Annotated in this window: 11 protein-coding genes; all 11 read left to right on the top strand. The window is 70.4% G+C overall.

What is annotated here, in order from left to right; translation table 11 throughout:
* Positions 1-39: 39 nt before the first annotated feature.
* Entirely contained in the window at positions 40-3,510 is a 3,471-nt protein-coding gene (rpoB, locus tag ACJJVL_RS01355; protein ID WP_405216216.1) for a DNA-directed RNA polymerase subunit beta, read from the top strand.
* 39 nt (positions 3,511-3,549) lie between these two features.
* Positions 3,550-7,434: a DNA-directed RNA polymerase subunit beta' gene (gene rpoC, locus ACJJVL_RS01350; protein WP_405216214.1), complete on the top strand. Its 3,885-nt coding sequence runs from the start codon at positions 3,550-3,552 to the stop codon at positions 7,432-7,434.
* A gap of 155 nt (positions 7,435-7,589) precedes the next feature.
* Positions 7,590-9,035, top strand: a complete 1,446-nt coding sequence (locus ACJJVL_RS01345; RefSeq protein WP_405216212.1) for a hypothetical protein — start codon at positions 7,590-7,592, stop codon at positions 9,033-9,035.
* A gap of 160 nt (positions 9,036-9,195) precedes the next feature.
* Positions 9,196-15,300, top strand: a complete 6,105-nt coding sequence (locus tag ACJJVL_RS01340) for an Ig-like domain-containing protein (RefSeq protein ID WP_405216210.1) — start codon at positions 9,196-9,198, stop codon at positions 15,298-15,300.
* Complete coding sequence (locus ACJJVL_RS01335; protein WP_405216208.1) at positions 15,297-16,298, top strand: AAA family ATPase; 1,002 nt, start codon at positions 15,297-15,299, stop codon at positions 16,296-16,298. The genes ACJJVL_RS01340 and ACJJVL_RS01335 overlap by 4 nt, the downstream gene beginning before the upstream one ends.
* Positions 16,295-17,662, top strand: a complete 1,368-nt coding sequence (locus ACJJVL_RS01330) for a DUF58 domain-containing protein (RefSeq protein WP_405216206.1) — start codon at positions 16,295-16,297, stop codon at positions 17,660-17,662. The genes ACJJVL_RS01335 and ACJJVL_RS01330 overlap by 4 nt, the downstream gene beginning before the upstream one ends.
* On the top strand, positions 17,659-19,965 hold the full coding sequence (locus tag ACJJVL_RS01325) for a transglutaminase family protein (protein ID WP_405216204.1): 2,307 nt from the start codon (positions 17,659-17,661) through the stop codon (positions 19,963-19,965). Before ACJJVL_RS01330 ends, ACJJVL_RS01325 begins: the two co-directional genes overlap by 4 nt.
* Positions 19,962-21,503, top strand: coding sequence for an RDD family protein (locus ACJJVL_RS01320; protein ID WP_405216203.1), 1,542 nt, complete (start codon positions 19,962-19,964; stop codon positions 21,501-21,503). Before ACJJVL_RS01325 ends, ACJJVL_RS01320 begins: the two co-directional genes overlap by 4 nt.
* Positions 21,500-22,327, top strand: coding sequence for a PP2C family protein-serine/threonine phosphatase (locus ACJJVL_RS01315; protein WP_405216202.1), 828 nt, complete (start codon positions 21,500-21,502; stop codon positions 22,325-22,327). Before ACJJVL_RS01320 ends, ACJJVL_RS01315 begins: the two co-directional genes overlap by 4 nt.
* Positions 22,324-23,649: an FHA domain-containing protein gene (locus ACJJVL_RS01310; protein WP_405216201.1), complete on the top strand. Its 1,326-nt coding sequence runs from the start codon at positions 22,324-22,326 to the stop codon at positions 23,647-23,649. Before ACJJVL_RS01315 ends, ACJJVL_RS01310 begins: the two co-directional genes overlap by 4 nt.
* Positions 23,646-25,148, top strand: a complete 1,503-nt coding sequence (locus ACJJVL_RS01305) for a serine/threonine-protein kinase (RefSeq protein WP_405216200.1) — start codon at positions 23,646-23,648, stop codon at positions 25,146-25,148. Before ACJJVL_RS01310 ends, ACJJVL_RS01305 begins: the two co-directional genes overlap by 4 nt.
* The last annotated feature ends 4 nt before the right edge of the window (positions 25,149-25,152 follow it).

Raw genomic sequence — 25,152 nt, 5'->3', positions numbered from 1 at the left:
GGAAGACCCGCAACCCTTTCCGGACCGGAGGTATCTGCCTTGGCTGAACTGAGCCCCAAGACTGGTCGAAACGCGAGCCGCCTGAGCTTCGCACAGATCGCGGAGACGCTGACTGTACCCGACCTGCTCGCACTGCAGACCGAGAGCTTCGAATGGCTCATCGGCGACGACGAATGGAAGGTCCGCGCGGATGCCGCGAAGGACTCCGGTCGCGACGATGTCCACTCGGACTCCGGTCTTGAGCAGATCTTCGAGGAGATCTCGCCCATCGAGGACCTGAGCGAGAAGATGCAGCTCTCGTTCTCCGAGCCCGTGCTGGATGTGCCGAAGTACACGATCGCGGAGTGCAAGGAGCGCGGCAAGACCTACGCCGCACCGCTCTACGTCTCCGCCGAGTTCATGAACCACGAGACCGGCGAGATCAAGTCGCAGACGGTCTTCATGGGCGACTTCCCGCTCATGACCGAGAAGGGCACGTTCATCGTGAACGGCACCGAGCGCGTCGTCGTCTCGCAGCTCGTCCGCAGCCCCGGCGTCTACTTCGACCGCACCCCCGAGAAGAACTCCGACAAGGACGTCTTCTCTGCCCGCGTGATCCCCAGCCGCGGTGCGTGGCTCGAGTTCGAGATCGACAAGCGCGACGCCGTGGGCGTGCGCATCGACCGCAAGCGCAAGCAGTCCGTCACGGTCTTCCTGAAGGCCCTCGGCCTCACGAGCGAGGACATCGCCCGCGAGTTCGCCGGCTACGAGTCGATCATGGCGACGCTCGAGAAGGACGTGCCGATGTCGAAGGAGGACGCCCTCCGCGACATCTACCGCAAGCTGCGTCCGGGCGAGCAGGTCGCCGCCGAGGCCGCCCGCGCGCTGCTCGACAACTTCTACTTCAACCCGAAGCGCTACGACCTGGCCAAGGTGGGTCGCTACAAGATCAACCGCAAGCTCGGCATCGACGTGCCCATGAGCGACTCGGTGCTCTCGGTCGACGACATCGTCGCGACCATCAAGTACCTCGTCGCGCTGCACGCCGGTGACCAGACGGTCCCGGGCACGCGCAAGGGCGAGGCGGTCGACATCCGCCTCGACATCGACGACATCGACCACTTCGGCAACCGTCGCATCCGCGCCGTCGGCGAGCTCATCCAGAACCAGGTCCGCACGGGCCTGGCTCGCATGGAGCGCGTCGTGCGCGAGCGCATGTCGACGCAGGACATCGAGGCCATCACGCCCCAGACCCTGATCAACGTGCGCCCCGTGAGCGCGGCGATCAAGGAGTTCTTCGGCACCTCGCAGCTGTCGCAGTTCATGGATCAGAACAACCCGCTCGCGGGCCTGACCCACAAGCGCACGCTCTCGGCGCTGGGCCCCGGTGGCCTGTCGCGCGAGCGCGCCGGCGTCGAGGTGCGAGACGTGCACCCCTCGCACTACGGCCGCATGTGCCCGATCGAGACCCCTGAGGGCCCGAACATCGGCCTCATCGGTCGCCTCGCGACCTTCGGCCGCATCAACTCCTTCGGCTTCATCGAGACGCCGTACCGCCGGGTCGACAACGGCGTGGTCACGACGCAGATCGACTACCTGACGGCGTCGGAGGAGGACGAGTTCATCGTCGCCCACGCCAACAACCGCCTCGACACCAAGCAGCGCTTCGTGGAGGAGCGCGTGGTGGCGAGGAAGAAGGGCGAAGAGGTCGAGCTCGTCCTGCCCGAGTCCGTGGACTACATGGATGTCTCGCCGCGCCAGATGGCGTCGGTTGCGACCAGCCTCATCCCGTTCCTCGAGCACGACGACGCGAACCGCGCGCTCATGGGTGCGAACATGCAGCGTCAGGCCGTGCCGCTCGTGCGCTCGGAGTCGCCGCTGGTGGGCACCGGCATGGAGGGCTTCGCGGCCATCGACTCCGGTGACGTCATCACGGCGACCGCCGCGGGCGTCGTCGCAGAGGTCTCGGCCGACCTGGTCACCGTGCAGCTCGACGAGGGCGGCACGCAGCAGTACTTCCTGCGCAAGTTCGACCGCTCGAACCAGGGCACCTCGTACAACCACCGGGTCATCGTCTCGGCGGGTGAGCGGATTGAGGTCGGCGAGGTCATCGCCGACGGCCCTGCGACGGAGGACGGCGAGCTCGCGCTCGGCAAGAACCTGCTCGTGGCATTCATGCCGTGGGAGGGCCACAACTACGAGGACGCGATCATCCTCAGCCAGAACCTCGTGAAGGACGACGTGCTCTCGTCGATCCACATCGAGGAGTACGAGGTCGACGCCCGCGACACGAAGCTGGGCAAGGAGGAGGTCACCCGTGACCTCCCGAACGTCGGCCCCGACCTGCTGGCCGACCTCGACGAGCGCGGCATCATCCGCATCGGCGCGGAGGTCGCGCCCGGCGACATCCTGGTCGGCAAGGTGACGCCGAAGGGCGAGACCGAGCTGAGCGCCGAGGAGCGACTGCTGCGCGCGATCTTCAACGAGAAGAGCCGCGAGGTGCGCGACACGTCGCTGAAGGTGCCCCACGGTGAGCAGGGCACGGTCATCGCTGTCAAGCAGTTCCGCGCTGAGGACGGCGACGACGAGCTCGGCTCCGGCGTCCACGAGAAGGTTGTGGTCTACATCGCGCAGAAGCGCAAGATCACCGAGGGCGACAAGCTCGCCGGCCGTCACGGCAACAAGGGCGTCATCGCCAAGATCCTCCCCGAGGAGGACATGCCGTTCCTCGAGGACGGCACGCCGGTCGACATCGTGCTGAACCCGCTCGGCATCCCGAAGCGCATGAACTTCGGCCAGGTGCTCGAGACGCACCTCGGCTGGATCGCCGCGACGGGCTGGAAGGTGGATGGCACGCCCGAGTGGGCGAAGGACCTCGACCCGGCAACGCTCGAGGCGCCCGCGGGCACCAAGGTCGCGACGCCGGTCTTCGACGGCGCCACCGAGGAGGCCATCATCGGCCTGCTCGACGCGACGCTCCCGACCCGTGATGGCGTCCGCCTGATCGACGGCAGCGGCAAGGCGAAGATGTTCGACGGCCGCTCCGGTGAGCCGTACCCGTACCCGGTCTCGGTCGGCTACATGTACATCCTGAAGCTGCACCACCTGGTCGACGACAAGATCCACGCGCGCTCGACCGGCCCGTACTCGATGATCACGCAGCAGCCCCTGGGCGGTAAGGCCCAGTTCGGCGGCCAGCGGTTCGGCGAGATGGAGGTCTGGGCACTCGAGGCGTACGGCGCCGCCTACACCCTGCAGGAGCTCCTCACCATCAAGTCGGACGACATCGTCGGCCGCGTGAAGGTGTACGAGGCCATCGTCAAGGGCGAGAACATCCAGGAGCCCGGCATCCCCGAGTCCTTCAAGGTGCTCATGAAGGAGATGCAGTCGCTCTGCTTGAACGTCGAGGTGCTGAACGCAGCCGGCGACGTCGTCACGCTCCGCGATGACGAGGATGAGGCACTCCGCACGGCCGAGGAGCTCGGCATCAACATCTCCCGCCCTGAGCTGTCGTCGATCGACGACATCTGATCCGGCAGCTGCACAAGAATTCGACAAGAGGGAATTGCATTGATCGACGCAACAACGTTCGATGAGCTGCGGATCGGGCTGGCAACGGCCGACGACATCCGAGGCTGGTCTCACGGCGAAGTGAAGAAGCCCGAGACCATCAACTACCGCACGCTGAAGCCGGAGAAGGACGGCCTGTTCGGCGAGCAGATCTTCGGTCCCAGCCGCGACTGGGAGTGCGCCTGTGGCAAGTACAAGCGCGTGCGCTTCAAGGGCATCGTGTGCGAGCGCTGCGGCGTCGAGGTCACGAAGTCGTCGGTGCGCCGCGAGCGCATGGGCCACATCGAGCTCGCCGCCCCGGTCACGCACATCTGGTACTTCAAGGGTGTGCCCAGCCGTCTCGGCTACCTGCTCGACATGGCGCCGAAGGACCTCGAGAAGGTCATCTACTTCGCCGCGTACATGATCATCTCGGTCGACGAGGATGCGCGTCACGAGCGCCTGCCGCAGCTCGAGCAGGAGCTGCGCCTCAAGGTCGGCGAGATCGAGAAGCGCCGCGACGCCGACATCGCCGCTCGCCTCGCACAGCTGGAGACCGACGTCGCCCAGCTCGAGGAGGAGGGCGCCAAGGCCGACCAGAAGCGCAAGGTCAAGGACGCCGGCGAGCGCGAGATGGCGCAGCTGCGCAAGTTCGCCGACGAGCAGATCGCGCAGATGGAGCGCGTCTTCGATGACTTCCGCACGCTGAAGGTGGGCGAGCTGAAGGCCGAGGACGCGACCTACCACGACCTGGTCGACCTGTACGGCGAGTTCTTCTACGGCCACATGGGTGCCGAGGCGATCAAGATGCGCCTGGAGGCGTTCGACCTGGTCGCCGAGGGCGAGGACCTGCACAAGCAGATCGCCGAGGGCAAGGGCCAGCGCAAGATCCGTGCGATCAAGCGCCTGAAGGTCGTCAACTCATTCCTGCAGACGGGCAACAGCCCGGCTGCGATGGTGCTGGACGTCGTGCCGGTCATCCCGCCGGAGCTGCGCCCGATGGTGCAGCTCGACGGTGGCCGCTTCGCGACCAGCGACCTGAATGACCTCTACCGCCGCGTCATCAACCGCAACAACCGCCTGCGTCGCCTGCTCGACCTCGGTGCTCCCGAGATCATCGTGAACAACGAGAAGCGGATGCTGCAGGAGGCGGTCGACGCCCTGTTCGACAACGGCCGTCGCGGCCGTCCCGTCACGGGCACCGGCAACCGCGCGCTGAAGTCGCTCTCCGACATGCTCAAGGGCAAGCAGGGCCGGTTCCGTCAGAACCTGCTCGGCAAGCGCGTCGACTACTCGGGCCGTTCGGTCATCGTGGTCGGCCCGCAGCTGCAGCTGCACCAGTGCGGCCTGCCGAAGCAGATGGCGCTCGAGCTGTTCAAGCCGTTCGTCATCAAGCGCCTGATCGACCTGGGTCACTCGCAGAACATCAAGCACGCCAAGCGCATGGTGGAGCGTTCGAAGCCGCAGGTGTGGGATGTGCTCGAGGAGATCATCCGCGAGCGCCCCGTGCTGCTGAACCGTGCGCCCACGCTGCACCGCCTCGGCATCCAGGCCTTCGAGCCGCTGCTCGTCGAGGGCAAGGCCATCCAGCTGCACCCGCTCGTCTGCGCGGCGTTCAACGCCGACTTCGACGGTGACCAGATGGCTGTGCACCTGCCGCTCTCGGTCGAGGCGCAGGCCGAGGCCCGCGTGCTGATGCTCGCCTCGAGCAACATCCTGAAGCCGTCGGACGGCCGTCCGGTCACCCTCCCGTCGCACGAGATGGTCTCCGGCCTGCACTTCCTGACCTCGCTGAAGGAGGATGGCGTCGGCACCGGCCGTGCGTTCTCCTCGGTCGCCGAGGCCATCATGGCGATGGACCAGGGCTCGCTCCACCTCGGCTCGGTCATCCGGATCCGTCTCGACGGCCTGGCCTTCCGCGACCAGGACCGTCCGGAGGGCTTCGTCGACGGCGAGACCTTCCTGCACGAGACGACGCTCGGCCGCGCGCTCTTCAACGAGCTGCTGCCGGCGGACTTCCCGTTCGTGGGCGAGGCGGCCACCAAGCCGGTCATCTCGCTGATCGTCAACGCGCTCGCCGAGCACTACCCGAAGACGGTGGTGGCGGCAACGCTCGACAAGATCAAGGACGCGGGCTTCTACTGGGCCACGCGCTCTGGCATCACGGTCGCGCTCTCCGACGTCATCACGCCGGCGCGCAAGGACGAGATCGTCGCCGGCGCCGAGGAGTCGGCTGCGAAGATCCAGGGCAAGTTCGAGAAGGGTCTCATCACCGACTCCGAGCGCCGCGGTGACCTCACCGAGCTGTGGACCAAGGCCACCAACGAGGTGCAGAAGGCCACCGAGGCGGCCTTCGACAAGGAGAACTCGATCTACCGGATGGTCACCGCAGGTGCCAACGGCAACTGGATCCAGGTGCGCAACATCACCGGTATGCGCGGTCTCGTGACCAACCCGAAGGGTGAGGTCATCCCGCGTCCGATCATCTCCTCGTACCGCGAGGGCCTGACGGTGGCGGAGTACTTCATCGCCACCCACGGTGCGCGCAAGGGCTCGGCCGACACCGCGCTCCGCACCGCGGACTCCGGCTACCTCACGCGTCGTCTCGTCGACGTGTCGCAGGACGTCATCATCCGTGAGGACGACTGCGGCACCGAGCGCGGCCTCGAGGTGCCGATCGCCGAGGTCATCGACGGTCAGCTCTCGCTGCACGAGAACATCGAGTCGGCGGTCTACGCCCGCAACCTCGCGACGGACGTCGTGACGAACGACGGCACGGTGCTCGCCACCGCTGCGCAGGACATCGGCGACCGCGAGATCCGTGCGTTCATCGCTGCGGGTGTCGAGACCGTCAAGGTGCGCTCGGTGCTCACGTGCGAGTCCGCGGTCGGCGTCTGCGCGCACTGCTACGGCCGCTCGCTGGCCACGGGCAAGCTCGTCGACATCGGTGAGGCGGTCGGCATCATCGCCGCCCAGTCGATCGGCGAGCCCGGCACGCAGCTGACCATGCGCACCTTCCACACCGGTGGTTCGGTGGGCGCGAGCGACATCACGCAGGGTCTGCCCCGCGTGACGGAGCTCTTCGAGGCCCGCACCCCGAAGAACGCCTCGCCCATCGCGGAGGCGGCCGGTCGGGTGCGCATCGAGGAGGACGAGAAGTCCAAGCGCGTCGTCATCGTCCCGGACAACGGTGACGAGGAAGTCGTCTACCAGGTGCTCCGCCGCGCGACCCTCGAGGTCGGCGACGGGGATCACGTCGAGCAGGGTCAGCAGATCCAGCTCGGTGCGGTGGACCCCAAGGAGGTGCTGCGCGTGCGCGGCGTCCGCGAGGTCCAGAAGCACCTGGTCTCCGGCGTCCAGGACGTGTACCGCTCGCAGGGCGTGCCGATCCACGACAAGCACATCGAGGTCATTGTGCGGCAGATGCTGCGCAAGGTGACCGTCGTCGACCACGGCGAGACGGATCTGCTGCCGGGCGAGCTCGTCGACCGCTCGCGGTACAACGAGCTCAACCGTGCCGCGCTGACCGACGGCAAGAAGACGGCCTCGGCGCGCCAGGAGGTCATGGGCATCACCAAGGCGTCGCTCGCGACGGAGTCGTGGCTCTCGGCCGCGTCCTTCCAGGAGACGACCAAGGTGCTCACCGAGGCGGCGCTGGCCGGCAAGCGCGACCCGCTGCTCGGCCTCAAGGAGAACGTCATCATCGGCAAGCTCATCCCCGCGGGCACCGGCCTGTCGCGCTACCGCGACGTGTCGGTCGAGGCCACGGAGGAGGCGAAGGCCGAGCGCTACCCGAACCGCCTCTTCGCGGATGCGGGCGGCGTGGACGAGTCCGACCTCTCCTACCTCGACTTCGACGCCTTCACCGGTGGCGAGTTCAACGAGGAGCCCGGTCAGATCGTCTGACCGTCGCACGCAGCAGGGGCCGCATCCACATCGGGTGCGGCCCCTGCTGCGTGTCGCGGCGATTGCGGCAGCGGCGGGGTGGCGCGGCTGGCGCCGCAGGCGCAGTGCTTAGAATCGGCCGACGACGCGGCACCGTGCCGCTGCAGGAGGTTTCTATGAGCGACGAGCAGCCCACCTCGTGGCGGGAGCGGTTCTTCGGCAGCCCGCCGTCGACCGATGACGACGCCGCATCGAATGATGGGGCCGACGGGGCCGCGCGCACGGATGACCGCGATGCGGCTGCGCCCCTGGACGCCGACGACGCCTCGACCTCGGTCACCGACCACGATGAGCGGCAGCCGCTCGCGGAGCACACGCCAGCGGACGAGCGCAGCGACAGCGCGATCGAACCGACCGTGATCGCGCCCTCGACCCTCCGCGGGCCCTCGCACTCTGCGGCGCACCCCGACGACTCCGCACGGGCCAGTGCCGACCAGGTGCATGACGAGGCGGCGGAGAGCTCGCTGGAGCAGCCCGGCGGCAGTGACGAGCATGGCGCCGCTGACGCGGGCGTGCCCGCCTCGCCGCCGCCGCTCGTGGAGCCGCGCCGTCCCTCCTTCGGCCTGCGCCGACGCGCCGACGCAGACGACGAGACAGTCGCCGACGCGCGAGGCGACGACAGAGCCGCGGATGACCTGGTCGTCCAGGACGCCAGCATGCACGACGTGCCAGGGCGCGCGTCCGACCACAGCTCGGATGAGGCAGCCGGCACCTCGCGGCACGACTTCGTCGAGCCGGAGCCCACGCAGGCGTTGCCGCAGCAGTCGAACGACGATCAGGCGACGCGCGCGATGGCGGCGCACCGCACACCGGACGTCGACCGCACCGGCGCCCAGACGCGCGTGCTGGAGGCCCAGGACGGCGACCGGACTGGCGACGGCGATCAGCGCACCGAGCGGTTCGGGATCGTGCGTGACGAGGTGCCGGCGTCGAGCATCGCCGTCGACGACGAGACCGCGCGTGCGGCGGCCGGCGGCACGCCGATCGTCCTCGTCGAGGAGCCGATGCCGCCTCGTCGCAAGGGCGCGCGGGCCGTGGGCTTCGCGGTCGCACTGCTCGCGACCGTGATCTTCGCAGCGCTCTTCGCCGCGGCGTTCTTCGCGGTCGGCTATCTCTTCGACCGTGGCTTCGACGCGATCCAGACGCTGGAGACGGTGTGGCTGCTGCCGTCCTACCTGCTGCCGGTCGTGGTGTTCTTCCTCGCGTACTGGCTCATCACGCTGCTCGTCAACCGTGCAGGCTGGTGGGCGCACGTCCTCGGCGGCTTCATCGTTGCGCTGCTGGTCTACGCGGCGCACATCGCGGGTGCGTACATGGAGCAGGAGGGCGGCTGGTCGGCCTACGGATCGGTGTTCGGGATGGATCTGCAGTCGCTCGGCCAGCTGGTGCTCGCGCCGCTGTCGGTGCTTGCGTTCATCCTCGCGCGCGAGGTGCCCATCTGGGTCGGCGGCATCGTCGCCCGGCGCGGCCGCAGGGCGCGGGAGTGGAACCGTCGGGCGCTCGAGGACTTCAACGCCGAGAACGCGGAGCGGCTCGCGGCGTACGAGCGCGCGCGCGGCTGATCGACCTGCAACGACGAGCGGGCCCATCCCACGGATGGGCCCGCTCGTCGTTGTGCTCATCCGCAGGTCTTGTTTTGCTCAGTTCTGGCACAATGGCCGAGGTCGCGCCCGCGACCGCGGGCACCCCTGCGCCCGCCGCGGGGGTCACGGGGAGGCCGAAGTGTTCAGGTGGATCAGGCGCCATCGCAAGTCGACGGTGGCCGGTGGGCTCATCACCGCCGTCTCGCTCGCGCTCGGCATCCTCGCGATCACCTACGACGGCTTCACCACCACCGATGTCGACCTGCATGACGGTGGCGTCTGGGTCACGAAGCAGGACAGTCAGCAGCTCGGCCGCATCAACATCCAGGCGCAGGAGCTCGACGGCGGCCTGACCTCGCCCACCGCGAGCTTCGACGTCCTGCAGGACGGCGATGATGTGCTGCTCCACAACCGCGAGGCGTCGACGGCGATCGTCGTCGACCCGGTGCAGGTCGTCATGGGGTCGAGCGTGCAGCTGCCCGTGCAGGGCAGGATCGCGATGGGCGGAGGCGTGGTCGCGGTCGTCGATCCCGCAGACGGCATGCTGTGGGCGATGTCGTTCGCCGACTTCCTGGCATTCTCTCCGGAGAACACCGAACCTCTCGCCGAGCTCGGCGGTGGAGCCGCGGTCGAGGTCGGCCGCGATGGCACCGTGCACGCGGTGTCGACGAGCGAGGGCACCCAGCTCAGCATCGCGCGGCTCGACGACGGCACCTTCGACGAGCCGGTGGTGCGCGATCGCGACGAGCTGCGAGCGATGCAGGAGCCGCTCGTGACGGTGGTCGGCACGCGGGCCGTCGTGCACGACCCGTCGACGGGAACGCTGCTGCTGCCGGATGGTGCGACCGAGGTGCCGGAGGATGCCGCGGTGCAGCTCGTCGGCGACGACGCCGGAGACGTGCTCGTGTCGACGCCGACGGCGCTCATTCGACAGCCGCTCGGGGGCGGGCAGCCGCAGGTCGAGCAGCGTCAGGGCGGCGGCGACGCCGTGCGCCCGGTGCAGCTGAACGGGTGCGTGTACGCCGTCTGGACCGGCAGCGCGCAGTTCGTGCGCGACTGCGATGGACAGGAGCGGAGCGAGCAGCAGGTACCGGAGATGACCGGCGGTCCTGCGACCTTCCGCATCAATCGCGACGCCGTCGTGCTCAACCAGTTCCAGGAGGGCTCCTCCTGGCTGCTGGCCGACACGCTCGTGCTGGTCGACAACTGGGATGATCTGGTGCCGGAGCAGTCGGATGAGACGAGCGACGAGGACGACTCGGAGTCCACAGAGGACCTGCTGACCAATCAGCCGCCGCCGCTCAACGAGGAGAACACGGACCCCGACGCGAACGACGACAGCTTCGGCGCACGCCCCGGCCGATCGACCATCCTGCCGGTGCTCTGGAACGACAGCGATGCCGATGGCGACGTGCTCACTGCGCGCGTCGTGGGCGAGGTCCCGGAGGGCGTCTCCATCGCACCGGTCTCCAACGACTCCGCGCTGCAGCTCCAGCTGCCGGAGGGCTTCACCGGCGGCTTCACGTTCAACTACGAGATCGACGACGGGCGACAGGGCACGGACACGGCAGGCGTGCGTGTGGCGGTGCGCAGCGATGCCGAGAACGCTCCGCCGGAGCAGCTGCGCGCGCAGGCTTTCGCGGTCGAGCAGGGCGGCGAGTACGAGTACCAGGTCCTTGCCGACTGGGTCGACCCCGACGGCGACGACATGTACCTCACCGAAGCGACGACCGATTCCGGCGACACCGTCCAGACCGATCCCTCCGGCCGACTGATCTATACGGCCACCGGCGACGTCGGCGTGCAGACCCTCACCGTCACCGTCAGCGACGGGCGCAGCGAGGCCACTGCGGACGTCGAGGTCGACGTGCGCGAGCGCGGCGATGCCCCGCCGCTCGCCAACGCCGACTTCGTCAGCACGGTCGAGGGTCGTGAAGCGACGATCCGTCCCATGCTCAACGACTACTCGCCGTCCGGCCGGCCGCTGCGCCTCGCATCCGTCGATCCGGCCGCGGGCCTCGAGATGGAGTCGGACAGGTCGACCGGCGTCGTGCGGATCATCTCCGGCACGGTCGGTACCCACTACCTCAACTACATGATCGCGGACGGACCGCTCCCGAGCGTCGGTCGCATCCGCGTCGACATCCGCACGCCCGACGATGAAGCGCGCCCGGTCGCGGTGCGGGACACGGCGCTGCTGCCGCGGCAGGGATCTGCGGTCGTCGACCTGCTCGCCAACGACGTGGATCCGGCCGGTGGTGTACTCGTCGTGCAGCAGATCACGGTCGAGGGCGCCGCGCCCATCACCGTCGAGCTGCGGGACCGTCGCGTCGTCAGCATCCGCGACAACGGCCTCGACGCACCGTTCCAGTTCACCTACACCGTCTCCAACGGCCGCTTCTCCGAGACCGGCACCGTCGAGGTGATCCCGGTCGCGCCGCCCGCGCAGCCGCGCGCGCCCAAGGCGGTCGACGACGCGGCGACAGTGCGGGCGGGGGACTACGCGTCGATCGATGTGCTCGCCAATGACTTCTCGCCCGACGGCACGCCCTTCGAGCTCGTCGACGAGATCGTCGACACGAGCTTCGCCTCCGACGAGGAGGGCATCGCGTTCCTCTCCGAGGGGCGACTGCGCGTGCACGCGCTCGTCGACGCGCCCACGCGCGCGACCGTCACGTACGAGATCAGCGATGCGTTCGGCAACCGTGATTCCGCGACCGTCGCCCTGACGATCGTGCCGCGCGATGAGGAGGAGAACGCGCCGCCCGCACCGGAGGTCGTGACCTCGCGTGTGCTCGCCGGGTCGACGGTGCGGATCCCCATCCCGCTCGACGGCATCGACCCCGACGGCGATGGCGTCGAGCTGGTCGGCTACGACACGGGCCCCGAGGGCGGTCGCATCCTGCCGGAGGTGGGTCCGGACTACTTCGACTTCGAGGCCTTCCCCGACAGCGCGGGAACGGTCGAGTTCACCTACCGCGTGCGCGACCGGTGGGGCGAGGAGGGCACGGCGTCTGCGATCATCGGCATCGCCCAGGCGGCGGACGTGAATCAGACACCCTTCGCCCAGGTCGATCTGGTCACCGTGCGGCCCGATCGAGCCGTCGCGATCGCGGTGCTGGAGAACGACTCCGATCCGGACCAGGACGCGCTCTCGCTCCAGGTGGACGGCCTCGACCTGCCGCAGGAGCTCGCGGACGCGGTCGTCAACACCGAGCGCCACACCGTCGATCTTCGCTCGCCGTCCGAGGTCGGCGACTACCAGTTCACCTACGCGGTGTCGGATGCGCGGGGCGCGTCGACGACCGGGTCCGTGGTCGTGACGGTGGCCGAGGACGCGCCGCTGCTGCCGCCCATCGCGCGCGACGACCCGCTGCCGCGCGACGGCGTCGAGCTCGACGTGCCGCTGGACGTGCCCGTGCTCGAGAACGATCTCGACCCGGACGGCGACCCGAGCGAGCTCACGCTCTCGGTCGCCACCGGCCCCGGCACCGTCGCGGGCGACGCGATCCAGGTCGTGCCCAACGACCAGTTCCAGGTCGTCACCTACCGTGTGACGGACATCGACGGACTGGTCGCCGAGGCATTCGTGGCCGTGCCGCCGGTGCGCGACCGGGCGCCGTCCCTCTCTCGCACGGAGCCGATCCAGATCCCATCCGGCACCCTGCGGGAGCTGCCGCTGCGCGAGTGGGTCGCCACCTTCAACGGCAACCCGCCGCGCATCACCAACGGAGAGTCCGTCTCGGCCGTCAACAGCGACGACACCGGTCTGGTCGTGAACAAGGAGACGCTGCAGTTCCGGTCCCCGGAGGGCTACGTCGGGCCCGCGTCGATCACCTTCGAGGTGACCGACGGGGAGGGTGCAGAGGGCGGCAACGCCGTATTCCTGACCATCCCGATCGACGTCACGCCCTCGAGCGTCGTGGAGCCCGTCTTCGCGGGCGCCGTGCTGCGACCGGTCGCCGGCGAGGCGGCGGTCGCCTTCGACCTGCGCGACGCGACCACCGATCCGGACCCGGGCGACATGGAGGCGATGGTCTTCGAGGCCGCCGGTGGCTCGATGAGCGGTGTCGAGACCTCGCTCGAGAACGGCGTCTTCTCGGCGTCCGCCGCCGCGAACACCCCGCCGGGCACGACCGGCTCGTTCCAGATCGTGGCGATCGACCCGCACGGCAATCGGGCGCCCGGCACGGTGGTCGTCGAGGTGGTGCCGACCAATCGCCCCATGGCGATCGCCCGGCCCAACACCGGCGAGGCGACGCAGGGGGTCGGCTTCACGCTCGACGTCGTGCAGGACGACTTCAACCCGTTCGCTCGCGACGGGGTGCCGCTGCGGATCGTCTCGGCCGAGCGGGTCGGGGGCGAGGGCGAGGTCTCGCACACCGACCGCGAGGTGACCGTCACGCCCGGCGCGGACTTCTCGGGAGTGCTCACCGTGCGCTACACCGTGCAGGACGCCACCGAGCTCATCCAGCGGCAGGTGTCGGGCACGCTGACGCTCAACGTCAAGGGCAGGCCCGAGGCGCCGCCGCGGCCGAACGTCGACGCGGTCGACGACGCGCAGGTGACGCTCACCTGGGCACCGCCGGCATCGAACGGCGCGCCGATCACGGGCTACCTCGTGCAGTCGTCCGACGGCTCGGTGCAGCAGGGCTGCGCATCGACGACGTGCGTCATCACCGGGCTCACCAACAACACCACCTACACCTTCCGGGTGGTCGCGCAGAACGAGGTCGGCGACTCCGACCCCTCTGCGCCCTCGCTCGAGGCGCGCCCCGACGTGCGCCCCGAGCAGCCCGCGCCCCCGCAGCGCGAGCGCGGTGACACGCAGGTCGCGCTCTCGTGGCAGGCACCGGTGAACAACGGCTCGCCGATCCAGTACTACGTCGTCGAGATCTCACCGCCGGCGCCGAACGGTGCGGTGCAGCAGCAGGTGCAGGGGCTGAACCACACGTGGGCCGGGCTCGAGAACGGCAAGTCCTACACCTTCCGCGTGCAGGCGGTGAACCTCGCGGTCGAGCCGGGGGACTTCTCCGCGTACTCGCAGCCCGTCACGCCCGCCGGCCCGCCGACGCAGGTGCAGGGCGTCGGTGCGACCCCCGACCGCTCGATCCCGGGCGAGGTGCAGATCGCCGTCAGCTGGCAGCAGCCGAACGCGAACGGCGCGACGATCACCGGCTACACCGTGACGCCGTCGAACGGTGCCGCGCCGGCGCAGGTCACCGGCACGCAGGCGACCTTCAGTCTCGCGGCCGAGGGCGAGAACGTCACGTTCACGGTGACTGCCACGAACGACGCGGGCACCAGCACGCCGTCCGCGGCATCGCCTGCCGTGCGGACCTTCACGGCACCGGATGCGCCGTCCGCGGTCTCGGCGACGGATGGCAACACGGATGCCGTCGTGACCTGGACGCCCGGCAGCTCGAACGGCCTGCGGTCGAACGAGGTCCGCTTCGAGGTGCGCGGCGGCGGTGCCGGCACGCAGTCGTTCGGACCCGGCGGCACCTACACCGGCATGAACAACAATGGCGGGCCGTACACGTTCTCGGTGCGCGCGGTCGCCGTGATCGACGGCACGGCGTACGCCTCGGGATGGACGAACGCGGGCAACCAGGCGCGGCCGTACGGGCCCATCGCTGCGCCGGCTGCGAGCGGATCGGCGCAGATCGAGCAGGTGACCTTCAGCTGGGATGCGCCGGGAGCCAACGGTCGATCGATCTCGACGCGCATCCGGATCGACAGCGGCGCGTGGCAGAGCGTGGCGAACTCCGGCACGCAGACCGTCAGTGCACGCGGCAATCAGACGGTCCGCATCACGGTCGAATCGACGACCGGCGCCGCCGAGTCGGGCCACGGCGCGCAGACCACCACGGCAACCGCGCAGGCGACCGCGCGGGAGCGGCTGAACCCGAGCGTCAGCCTCAGCAGGGGCGGTGTGGCCTATCCCGGCGACTGCCGAGGCAACAACGGCGAGCAGTGCCAGTGGTTCCAGCTCAACTGGAACGACTTCGAGCCCGGCATCTACACCTTCACGTGCCACAACTCCGGCTCCAACAACGGCGCGAGCAACCCGTTCGAGACCGGCAAGGTGAACATCACCAGCCGCAACGGCAGCACGATCGCCGAGTACCAGGGCGAGCCCGGAGACACGCGGACCTGCTACTCCGGCTTCGCCGGACAGGCGTGGATGCGCGTGAGCGGACACGGCATCGACCTCACCACGCCGAAAGTGAATTGGCCATGACGACGATAGGGAACACCATGACCGCATCCATGACCCGCGAGCAGGCGGACTGGTTCGCCGAGACCTTCACCCGGCTGGTCGACAACGTCGGCACCGTGGTGCTCGGCAAGGAGGACGTCATTCGGCTCGCGTTCACGGCGATGCTCTCGGAAGGACACCTGCTGCTCGAGGACGCGCCCGGCACCGGCAAGACGCAGCTCGCGAAGTCGATGGCGGCGACCGTGCAGGGCACCGATCACCGCATCCAGTTCACGCCCGACCTGCTGCCCTCCGACGTGACGGGCGTGACGGTGTACGACCAGAAGTCCCAAACCTTCGAGTTCCACAAGGGCCCGATCTTCGCCTCCATCGTGCTCGCCGACGAGATCAACCGCGCGAGCCCGAAGACGCAGTCGGCGCTGCTCGAGGTGATGGAGGAGGGCCGGGTCACGGTCGACGGCACGCCGTACGAGGTCGGGCGCCCCTTCATGGTGATCGCGACGCAGAACCCCATCGAGCAGGCTGGCACGTACCGGCTGCCGGAAGCGCAGCTCGACCGATTCCTGATGAAGACGTCGATCGGCTACCCGGGTCGCGAGCAGACCATCCGGATCCTCGCCGGCGCCTCGATCCGCAACGCCTCCGCAGGCGTGGAGCCGGTCATCACCACCGGCGCCATCGCCGAGATGATCGACCTCGCCGCGACCGTGCACGTCGATGCATCGGTGCTCGACTACGTGGCGCAGCTCTCCGAGCACACGCGCGAGTCGAAGGACACGCGCCTGGGCGTCTCCGTCCGCGGCGCGATGGCGCTCATGCGCGCGGTGAAGGTGTGGGCGGCCGCGAAGGGCCGAGCGTTCGTGCTGCCGGATGACGTCAAGGAGCTCGCGCAGTTCGTCTGGGCGCATCGCATCGTGCTCGACCCAGAGGCGGAGTTCTCGGGCGTCACCGGCGACCGCATCATCGATCGGGCGATCGCCGACGTCGCGGCGCCGCAGGATCGGCAGCACGCTGCATGACGACGGCGCCCGAGCGGGCGACGTCCACCCCCGCCCCTGACACCGAGCGCGCCACGGCCGCGTCCGCAACCGGCACCACGCGGCTGCGCAGCGCCGTGCAGCGCGATCGCACGCCGCTGCAGCGTGCGATGGAGACGGTCGTCGGCGACGAATCCATCACCAGCACCTGGTCCGCAGCGGTGGCTGCGTGGCTGCGTCGCGTCGTGTGGCCGGTGCTGGAGCCGATCACCGGCTTCGGCTGGGCCGTGCTGATCGCCACCGGCTCCGCGCTCGCCGTCGGCATCGCGCTGGGGTGGAAGGAGCTGATCGTGATCGGCATCGTCGGCGCGCTGCTGATCGTCGCCGGGATCGCCTTCGTGGTCGGGCGCAACCGCTACCGGATCGAGCTCGACCTCGCCTACACGCGCGTCGTGGTGGGGGAGCGCGCGCTGGGCCGCATCGAGATCCACGCGGCGTCGCAGAAGCCGCTGCTGCCAGCCACCATCGAGGTGCCGGTCGGCAAGGCGCTCGCCTCGTTCCACCTGCCGCGCATGCAGCCGGGGGATGTGCACGAGGACGTGTTCGCGATCCCGACCAGCCGCCGAACGATCCTGCAGGTGGGCCCCGTGCGCTCGGTGCGCGGCGACCCCGTCGGCCTGCTGCGCCGACAGGTGAAGTGGACCGAGCCGGTCGAGCTGTTCGTGCACCCGAAGACGGTGCAGCTCGACGAGAGCGCTCCGGGCCTCATCCGAGACCTCGAGGGCATCACCACCCGCGACCTCACCAACAGCGACATCGCCTTCCACGCGCTGCGCGACTACGTCGCGGGCGATGATCGGCGGTACATCCACTGGAAGTCGTCTGCGCGCACCGGCACGCTGATGGTGCGCCAGTTCGAGCAGACCAGGCGCAGCGTGCTCGCACTCGGGCTCTCAACCGCCGCGGAGGACTATGCCGACCCGGCCGAGTTCGAGACGGCGATCTCGATCCTGGGCTCGCTCGGCCTGCAGGCCGTGCGCGACGAGATGGATGTGGTCGTGCAGACCTCGCGCCGCACACTGCCGGCCTCGACCGGCAAGCGACTGCTCGACGCGCTCTCGGGCATCGAGTGGTCGGGGCGCGACGATCGCTTCCTGGACCTCGCGGCGACGATCGCGCGTGAGCACGCCGGAGCGTCCGTCATCATGCTGCACGCGGGCGGGGGAGTCGAGCCGGCGCTCGTGCGACGGGCGCGCACGCTGCTGCCGCCGCAGGCCCGGGTGATCACGTTCACCGTGGTCGAGGGCGCCAAGCCTCGCCTGCAGCCGATGGGCGACAGCCTGCTCGCGACCGTCGGCAGCGTGAGCGACCTGCCGCGCATCATGCGGGGGGTGGCGCTGCAGTGATCGACGCCTCCATGCTGCCGCGCGCCCCGAAGCAGGCGCTCGTCGACGCCGCGGTGATCGCCGTCCTCGGCCTCGCGGCGACCCTCTCGTTCGGCCCCGTGTTCGGCGGCACCGCATACCTGGTTGCTGGCATGGGCGGCACCCTGCTCGGCATCGCCGTCGGGACCGTCACCTCGCTGCGCCCGCTGCGCGGCTGGCTGCTCACGGTCGCGGGAGTCGTGCTCGCCCTGGTGCTCTTCGGGCCGGCGCTCGCGGTGCCGCGCAAGACCATCGGCGGCGTCATCCCCACGCTCGACGCCTGGCGCGAGCTGCTGCTGGGCGTGGTCTTCTCCTGGAAGGGCCTGCTGACGGCAGAGCCGCCGGCCGAGGGCTTCCCGAGCCTGCTGGTGGTGCCGTTCCTCACCCTGCTGGTGTGCTCGACGGTCGCCACCGTGCTCGCGCTGCGACTGCGCCGGGCTGCGCTGTTCGCGATGCTGCCCGGCGTGCTCGCGCTGCTCGTCGGCATCAGCTTCGGCACGAAGATCGCGTTCTGGCCCGCTGCGCTCGGCGTCGTGGTTGCTGGTGTCGTGGTGGCGTGGTCCGCATGGCGGCGCGCGTCGCTGCGCACCGAGCTCAACGACGAGGTCGAGGTCACGAACGACTCGCGCCATCGCAATCGCGCGCGACGGCAGCGCACCCGCGGCGCCGTCGGCATGATCGCGGCCGCGCTGCTCGTCGCGGGTCTGCTGAGCATCCCCGTGCAGCCGGCGAGCCGAGTGGTGCTCCGCGACACCGTGCAGCCGCCCATCGAGCTCGCCGAGTACCCGAGTCCGCTCGCCGGCTACCGCGGCTGGCACAAGAACTTCGAGGACTCGACGCTGATGACCGTCAGCGGCATGCCCGCCGGCGCGCGCCTGCGCCTGGCGACCTTCGACTACTACGACGGCACCGTGTTCGCGGTGGCGGGGTCGCAGCAGGCGTCCGGCTCCGGCTCGTTCGCGCGCATCGGCGACGAGGTGCTCGTGCAGCAGTCGGGGAGCCCCGCGACCGTGCGCGTCGAGCTCGCGGACTACGCCGGCATCTGGGTGCCGGAGACGGGCTTCATCCAGTCGCTGCGCTTCGAGGGCGAGCGTGAGGATGCCCTGCAGCGCACGCTGCACTACAACGGTCAGACGGGCACGGCGATCACGCTCGCGGGGCTGTCGGCCGGGGACTCCTACACGCTCGAGGCGATCGTGCCATCACAGCCGGAGCACGAGGGGCTCGAGGGTGCGCGCGTCACCGATGTGCAGGTCCCGGATCCTGCTGTCGTGCCCGACCTGCTGCAGGCATGGGTCGCGACGCGGGGCAACGAGGGGCAGAACCAGCTCGAGAACATCCAGAACATGCAGCGGCTGATGCAGAACGGCAGCTTCAGCCACGGCCTCGAGGATGACAAGATCCCCTCGCTCGCTGGCCACGGCGCCGCGCGCATCCAGGCCATGTTCGAGCGCGACGTGCTGGTCGGCGACGACGAGCAGTACGCGACCGCGTTCGCGCTCGCGCTGCACCGCATCAACGTGCCGGCTCGCGTGGTCATGGGCCTCTACCCGCGCGACGGGTTCACGGGCAGCGCCGATCCGGTGGAGCTCACCGGCGGCGACATGCACGCGTGGGTCGAAGTGCCCTTCGAGGGCCACGGGTGGGTCAGGTTCGACCCGACACCGCCGGAGGACAACGACGACATCCAGCCGGAGCCGGAGCCGGAGCCGGACCCGAAGCCGCAGGTGCTGCAGCCTCCGCAGCCGCCGGAGGAGCCCGCGGACATGTCGCCGGACACCGTGGCCGATGAGGGGCAGGAGGATGAGGAGGAGCTCGAGGACACCTCCTGGGTGATCTGGCTCTGGGTGGGCGGCTCGGTGCTGCTGCTCCTGCTGCTGCTCGCCTCGCCCTTCCTGCTGGTGGGAGCGATCAAGGCGGCCCGGTGGCGGCGCAGGGCACGCGCCGAGCGCGAGAGCGACCGGCTCGCCGGCGGCTGGCACGAGGTCGTCGATCACGCGGTCGATCTCGGGCTGCCCGTGCCTGCCGGCGTCACCCGCCGCGAGGTCGCCGGCCTCGTCGAGGATCGCTACCCTCGATCGAGAGCGACCGAGATCGGCGAGTTCGTCGACGAGGGCGTCTTCGGCCCTGGCGAACCCGCCAAGGACGAGGTCGACGCGTTCTGGCTCGATGTGGAGCGGAGCGTGCAGGGGATGCATGCCGAGGCGGATCTGCGCACGCGCGTGCGCGGCAGGCTGTCGCTGCGCTCGTTCGCACGACGGAGGAAGGAGCGTCGACGCCGATGATCTGGGAGATCCAGGACGACCGGAAGGTCATCGAGGGACTCGATGAGGATGGCCGGCCCGACCCTGCCTACGCTGCGGCGCTCGGGCTCAAGAGCGCGCCGCTGGGCCGTCGCGCGGTCGCGTCGCTGATCGAGTTCGCCGTCTACGTCCTGCTGCAGCTGCCGTACTGGCTCGTCGCGCTGCCGACGCTGCTGAAGGTCGCCACGGGCGCGATCACTCCCGCGGGCCTCGTGAGCCACCCGAACTTCCTCTGGATGGTGGTGGCCACCGCCATCTCCACCGTGCTGACGCTGGGGTTCGTCATCGTGCAGCTCGTGCTCCACGGCCGCAGGGGTGTCACGCTGGGCAAGGCGTTCACCGGCATCCGCTCGGTGAACGTCAAGACCCTCGCCCAGCCGCGCTTCGGCAGGGCGCTGCTGCGCGGGCTGGTGCTGTACTGCAGCTTCCTCGTGCCGCTCATCGGCCCGCTGCTGGTGTTCCTCTCGCCGCTGTTCGATGGCGAGAAGCGCGGGCGCGGATGGCTCGACAAGGTCGGCGCGACCTGGTTCGTCGACACGAAGCACGGCCTCGACCCGTATCACCAGAAGCGGATGCGCATCGCGCGGAAGACCGTCAGCGCGGAGCCCGAGGCGGCGCGCAGCGAGCTGCCCTCGCTCGCCACCCCTGCGGATCGCGCGGGGCACAGCTATCGTCCCGGGGCACGCATGAGCGCAGGCGTCGTGGGCGTCGCCCGTCCGCAGGAGTCCGGTCGGGAGCGCGTGGGGCTGTCGGACCTGCCCGCACCCGAGCAGGCGCCCACGCACACCGCGCCCGGGATGCCTGCCGGTGGCGCTCGGCTGGGCGGCTATCGACCCGGCGAGCTGAGCGGCCACGCCGGCGCGGGCTCCTCGCCGAGCCAGCAGCGCGAGCCCCGCGCGGAGAGCGCCCCGGCCCCGCTCCACGGGATCGTCGACAGCGTGCCCGGCAGGGATCGGCCGCAGCCGGCGGCCGCGCAGCCGACCCACGAGCCGGCGCCGCAGCCCGCCCGCCAGCCGGCATCGCGTGCCATCCCGTTCAGCGAGGACACGATCCTCGATGTCGACGTCGACAGCGGCGGGGGAGACGGCGGCATCGACGAGCGCACCGTGCGTCGCGTCGACGCGGCGGAGCACGAGGACGAGGATCTCGACGTCACCCGTGCCCGCCCGCGCGCGACCGCGCCCATCGCGACCCTCGCGTTCGACAGCGGCGACCGCTTCGCGATCACCGGATCGGCGCTCATCGGTCGCAATCCGGCGGTCACGGCCGATGAGGTCGTGGAGCACCTGCTCCCGGTGGAGGACGACACGCGCTCCATCTCCAAGACGCACCTGCTCATCGCCGCGTCGCCGCTGTCGGTCATCGACCGCGCGTCGACCAACGGGTCGAGCGTCGTGCGCGCCGGGGTCGAGCACCAGCTCGTCCCCGGGCACGCGTTCGCACTCGCGCCGGGCGACGTGGTGCGCTTCGGCGATCGCTCCGTGACGATCGAGCCCGGCAGCACGGGAGGCCAGTCGTGAGCGCCGTCGGCGAGTTCCGCTACAGCCATCCGTCGATCTCGCTGCGGTGGGCTGGCGCCACGCATCCCGGCATGCGCCGCGCAGTGAACGAGGACTCGGTGTTCGCCTCGTTCCCGGTCTTCGTGGTGGCCGACGGCATGGGCGGGCACGCGGCGGGCGATGTCGCGAGCACGCTCGCGGTGGAGGCGTTCCGCAGCCTGCGGGGCCGCGCACTCGCCGACGTCGCGCACGTCGAGCGCGCACTGGAGCGTGCCTTCGACTCCATGCACGAGCACGCGCGCTCCGCGCAGCTCGGCGGTTCGACGCTCTCGGGTGCTGTGCTGGTGGACGTGGGGGGCATCGCGCACTGGCTGATCCTCAACATCGGCGATTCGCGCACGTACCTCTACGAGCACGGCGAGCTGCGGCAGGTGACGATCGACCACTCGGTGGTGCAGGAGCTGGTGGAGACGGGATCGCTGCGCAGCGGCGATGCGCGCACGCACCCGCATCGCAACGTCATCACCCGGGCGCTGGGAGCGGGCCAGCGACAGAGCGTCGACATCTGGCTCCGCCCGGCCGAGCGCGGTCAGCGCATGCTCGTCTGCTCGGACGGGCTCTCCGGCGAGGTGGAGGACGCGGAGATGGCCGACATCCTGCGCGACGTCGCGGCGCCCGCCGCGGCAGCAGCGCTGCTGCTGCGCCGCGCGCTCGACGCCGGCGCCCCGGACAACGTCTCGGTCGTCGTGGTGGATGTCGACGCAGTGGAGCTCGCTGACGAGGACCTGTTCGACACCCACGCGCAGACGCTCGACGACACGATCCCGACGGGGCTGGGTCGATGAGGGCGGCGTCCGCGAGCGCGCGCATGGAGTACGCGCCGGGCGAGGCCTGGTGCGTCGCATCGGGTCGCGTCGTGCTCGTGTGCGAGCGCAACCTCGCGCCCGATCGTGCGGCAGCGCTGCACGCCGAAAGCGCGGCGATCGACTCGGTCGCGGCGCTGCGGGCGCTGCTGGACGCGGAGCCGACCGCGCTCACGGGACTGATCGACCTCGACGACCGGAGGGCGCTGCTGCGCCGCCACGGCGTGCCCGCGTCCGTCGACGGCGCGCCGCTGGATGACCGCTTCGGGGCCGACTGGGCGCAGGACGAGACGGATGCCGCGCTGACCGTGGAGGCCGGCGGCCTGCAGGAGCTCGCGGCCGGCTCGCTGCCGCTCGAAGGCGGCGTGGTGCGCGTGTCCGCCGTGCGCGTCCATCCGCGACCCGCGCACCCGACCGGTGCAGCCGCCGCGGTGCCCCACGCCGCCGACACCGCACCGCTCGACTCCGGCGCGCAGCCGGTCGGCGCGTTCGGCCAGACGCTGCCGCCGGCGGATCGGGCCGGCGCGCGCCTTCGCGAATCGCCCCCGGACGCCGAGCCGGTGGACGACGGGACCGACGACCCGATCGCGGAGGATCGCAGCCTGATCGACTCCGTGCCCGGCTTCATCAAGCCGGCGGTCGACCTGCGCGCAGCATCGACGGCCCAGGCGACCGCCGCGTCTGCGCCGGCGGCCGCGGCTGCGCCCGCCTCGGCTGCGTCTGCGCCCGCTGCGCCCGCTCCGGGCGACGCGGGAGATCACGACGGCATGACGATCACGGCGGATGAGGCCCGCCGACTGCGCGAGCAGCGCGAGCGCCGGGACGAGGCTGCGCCCGCGACCGGCCCGCTCGTGCTCTCCACCCTGTGCCCCGCTGGCCACGTCAACGCGCCGGGAAGCCTGCAGTGCGACCGCTGCGGCGCACCGATCGACGAGCGCACCGCGGCGCAGCGGGCTCGCCCCGAGGTGGCGGTCGCTGTGCTGCCCTCGGGCGAGCGCGTGCCGCTCGGCCGCGGGGTCGTGCTCGGGCGCCGTCCGCGCTCGCGCAGGGTCGAGAACGGCCGGGTGCCGAGGCTCGTGACCATCGACAGCCCCGGCGAGGATGTCTCGCGCAGCCACCTCGAGCTGCTGGTGGAGGACTGGAACCTCGTCGCGATCGACCTCAGCTCAACGAACGGCACGCTGCTGCTGCGCGAGGGCGCGGCACCGCAGCGACTGCGACCGGAGGCGTCCACGATCCTGCAGCTCGGGGATCGCCTCGACCTCGGGGACGCGCAGATCGTCACGATCGAGGCCGCACCGTGAGCCCGAAGCGCGCGCCCTCGGCGCCCCCCGCGCTGCCGGGCTACGACTATCTCTCGCTGCTCGGCTCCGGCGGGTTCGCCGACGTGTTCCTCTACCAGCAGCTGCTGCCGTCGCGGAAGGTCGCCGTCAAGGTGCTGCTGCCGGACGCCGTCAACCGCGAGCTGATCGAGAACTTCCGGCACGAGGCCAACGTGATGGCCCAGCTCTCCACCCACCCGTCGATCGTGACGATCTACGGCGCGGCGGTCGCGCCTGACGGCAGGCCGTACCTCGAGATGGAGTACTGCCCGCGGCCGAACCTCGGCGTGCGCTACCGGCGCGACCGATTCTCGGTGCCGGAGGTGCTGGCGCTCGGGGTGCAGATCGCCGGTGCCGTCGAGACCGCGCATCGCGCGGGCATCCTGCACCGCGACATCAAGCCCGCCAACATCCTTGTCACCGCCTACAACCGGCCGGCGCTCACCGACTTCGGCATCGCCACGAGCGCGGGCGGCGCGGACGATTCGAGCGGGATGTCGATCCCGTGGTCCCCGCCCGAGGCGTTCCTCGAGCCGCCGGGCTCGAGCCCGGCCTCCGACGTATTCTCGCTCGCCGCGACGCTGTTCACGCTGCTCGCGGGCCGCACGCCGTTCGAGCTGCCCGGCGGCAGCAACACCAGCGTCGATCTCATCGATCGCATCCAGCGCGGTGACCTGGCGCCGCTCGCGCGCCACGACGTGCCGCAGCGGCTCGAGGCCGTGCTCGCCGCCGCGATGGACCCTGAGCCATCGCGGCGCCACCGGACCGCGATGGCGTTCGGGCGCGCGCTGCAGCAGGTGGAGGCCGAGATGGCGCTGCCCGTCACGCCGCTCGACGTGCTCGACGATGCCCTCGACGCCGAGGAGGTCGACGAGGAGGACGGCGGTGCCACGCGCATCCGCGGCGTGGTCTCGATCGACCCGCACGCGTCCGACGCCGCGCGCGGACCGATGCCGGGTGCTGCCGCAGCATCCGGCGCGCTCGTGGACGCCACGATCCGCCGTCCGCAGCGCGCTGCGGCCGCGGATCCCGCTCCCGCCGACCCGGAGGCGGACCACCCGCCGACGCGGTCCAGGCGCGCGACGCTCGTCACCGTGCTCGGCAGCGCGCTGGTCGCGGTGCTCGGCATCGCGATCGTGTGGCTGGCGCTCTCCGCCGGCACCCAGCCGCCGCCGTCGGCGAACCCGACGCAGACGGTCGCGGCACCCGCGCCGCTGCAGCGGCCGGTCGCGCCGATCAACGTCGTCGGCGCGGTCGAGGGCGACACCGTGACCTTCACCTGGACGAACGCGCAGCCGCAGCCGGGCGACACCTTCCAGTACCGCTACGAGCGCAGCGATGCGGACCCCGTGACGGCGCAGGTGGCACAGGAATCGGTCGTGCTCGAGCGCGACGGCGACGGCGAGTCGTGCATCCTGGTGCGGCTGGTGCGGGAGGACGGGCGATCGTCGAACGACACGGAGGGGTGCGTCAGTGGCTGAGCAG

The organism is Agrococcus sp. Ld7, from assembly GCF_045064095.1.
In the GTDB taxonomy this organism is placed as follows: Bacteria; Actinomycetota; Actinomycetes; order Actinomycetales; family Microbacteriaceae; genus Agrococcus.
Note: the sequence above shows the minus strand (reverse complement) of the source record. Positions and strands in the feature narration are given on the sequence as shown.

What these genes read in the sequence shown, in the direction of transcription:
- ACJJVL_RS01345 (WP_405216212.1), top strand. Translation starts at nt 7,590, where the DNA reads ATGAGCGACGAGCAGCCCACCTCGTGGCGGGAGCGGTTCTTCGGCAGC.
- ACJJVL_RS01310 (WP_405216201.1), top strand. Translation starts at nt 22,324, where the DNA reads ATGAGGGCGGCGTCCGCGAGCGCGCGCATGGAGTACGCGCCGGGCGAG.
- ACJJVL_RS01335 (WP_405216208.1), top strand. Translation starts at nt 15,297, where the DNA reads ATGACGACGATAGGGAACACCATGACCGCATCCATGACCCGCGAGCAG.
- ACJJVL_RS01330 (WP_405216206.1), top strand. Translation starts at nt 16,295, where the DNA reads ATGACGACGGCGCCCGAGCGGGCGACGTCCACCCCCGCCCCTGACACC.
- ACJJVL_RS01320 (WP_405216203.1), top strand. Translation starts at nt 19,962, where the DNA reads ATGATCTGGGAGATCCAGGACGACCGGAAGGTCATCGAGGGACTCGAT.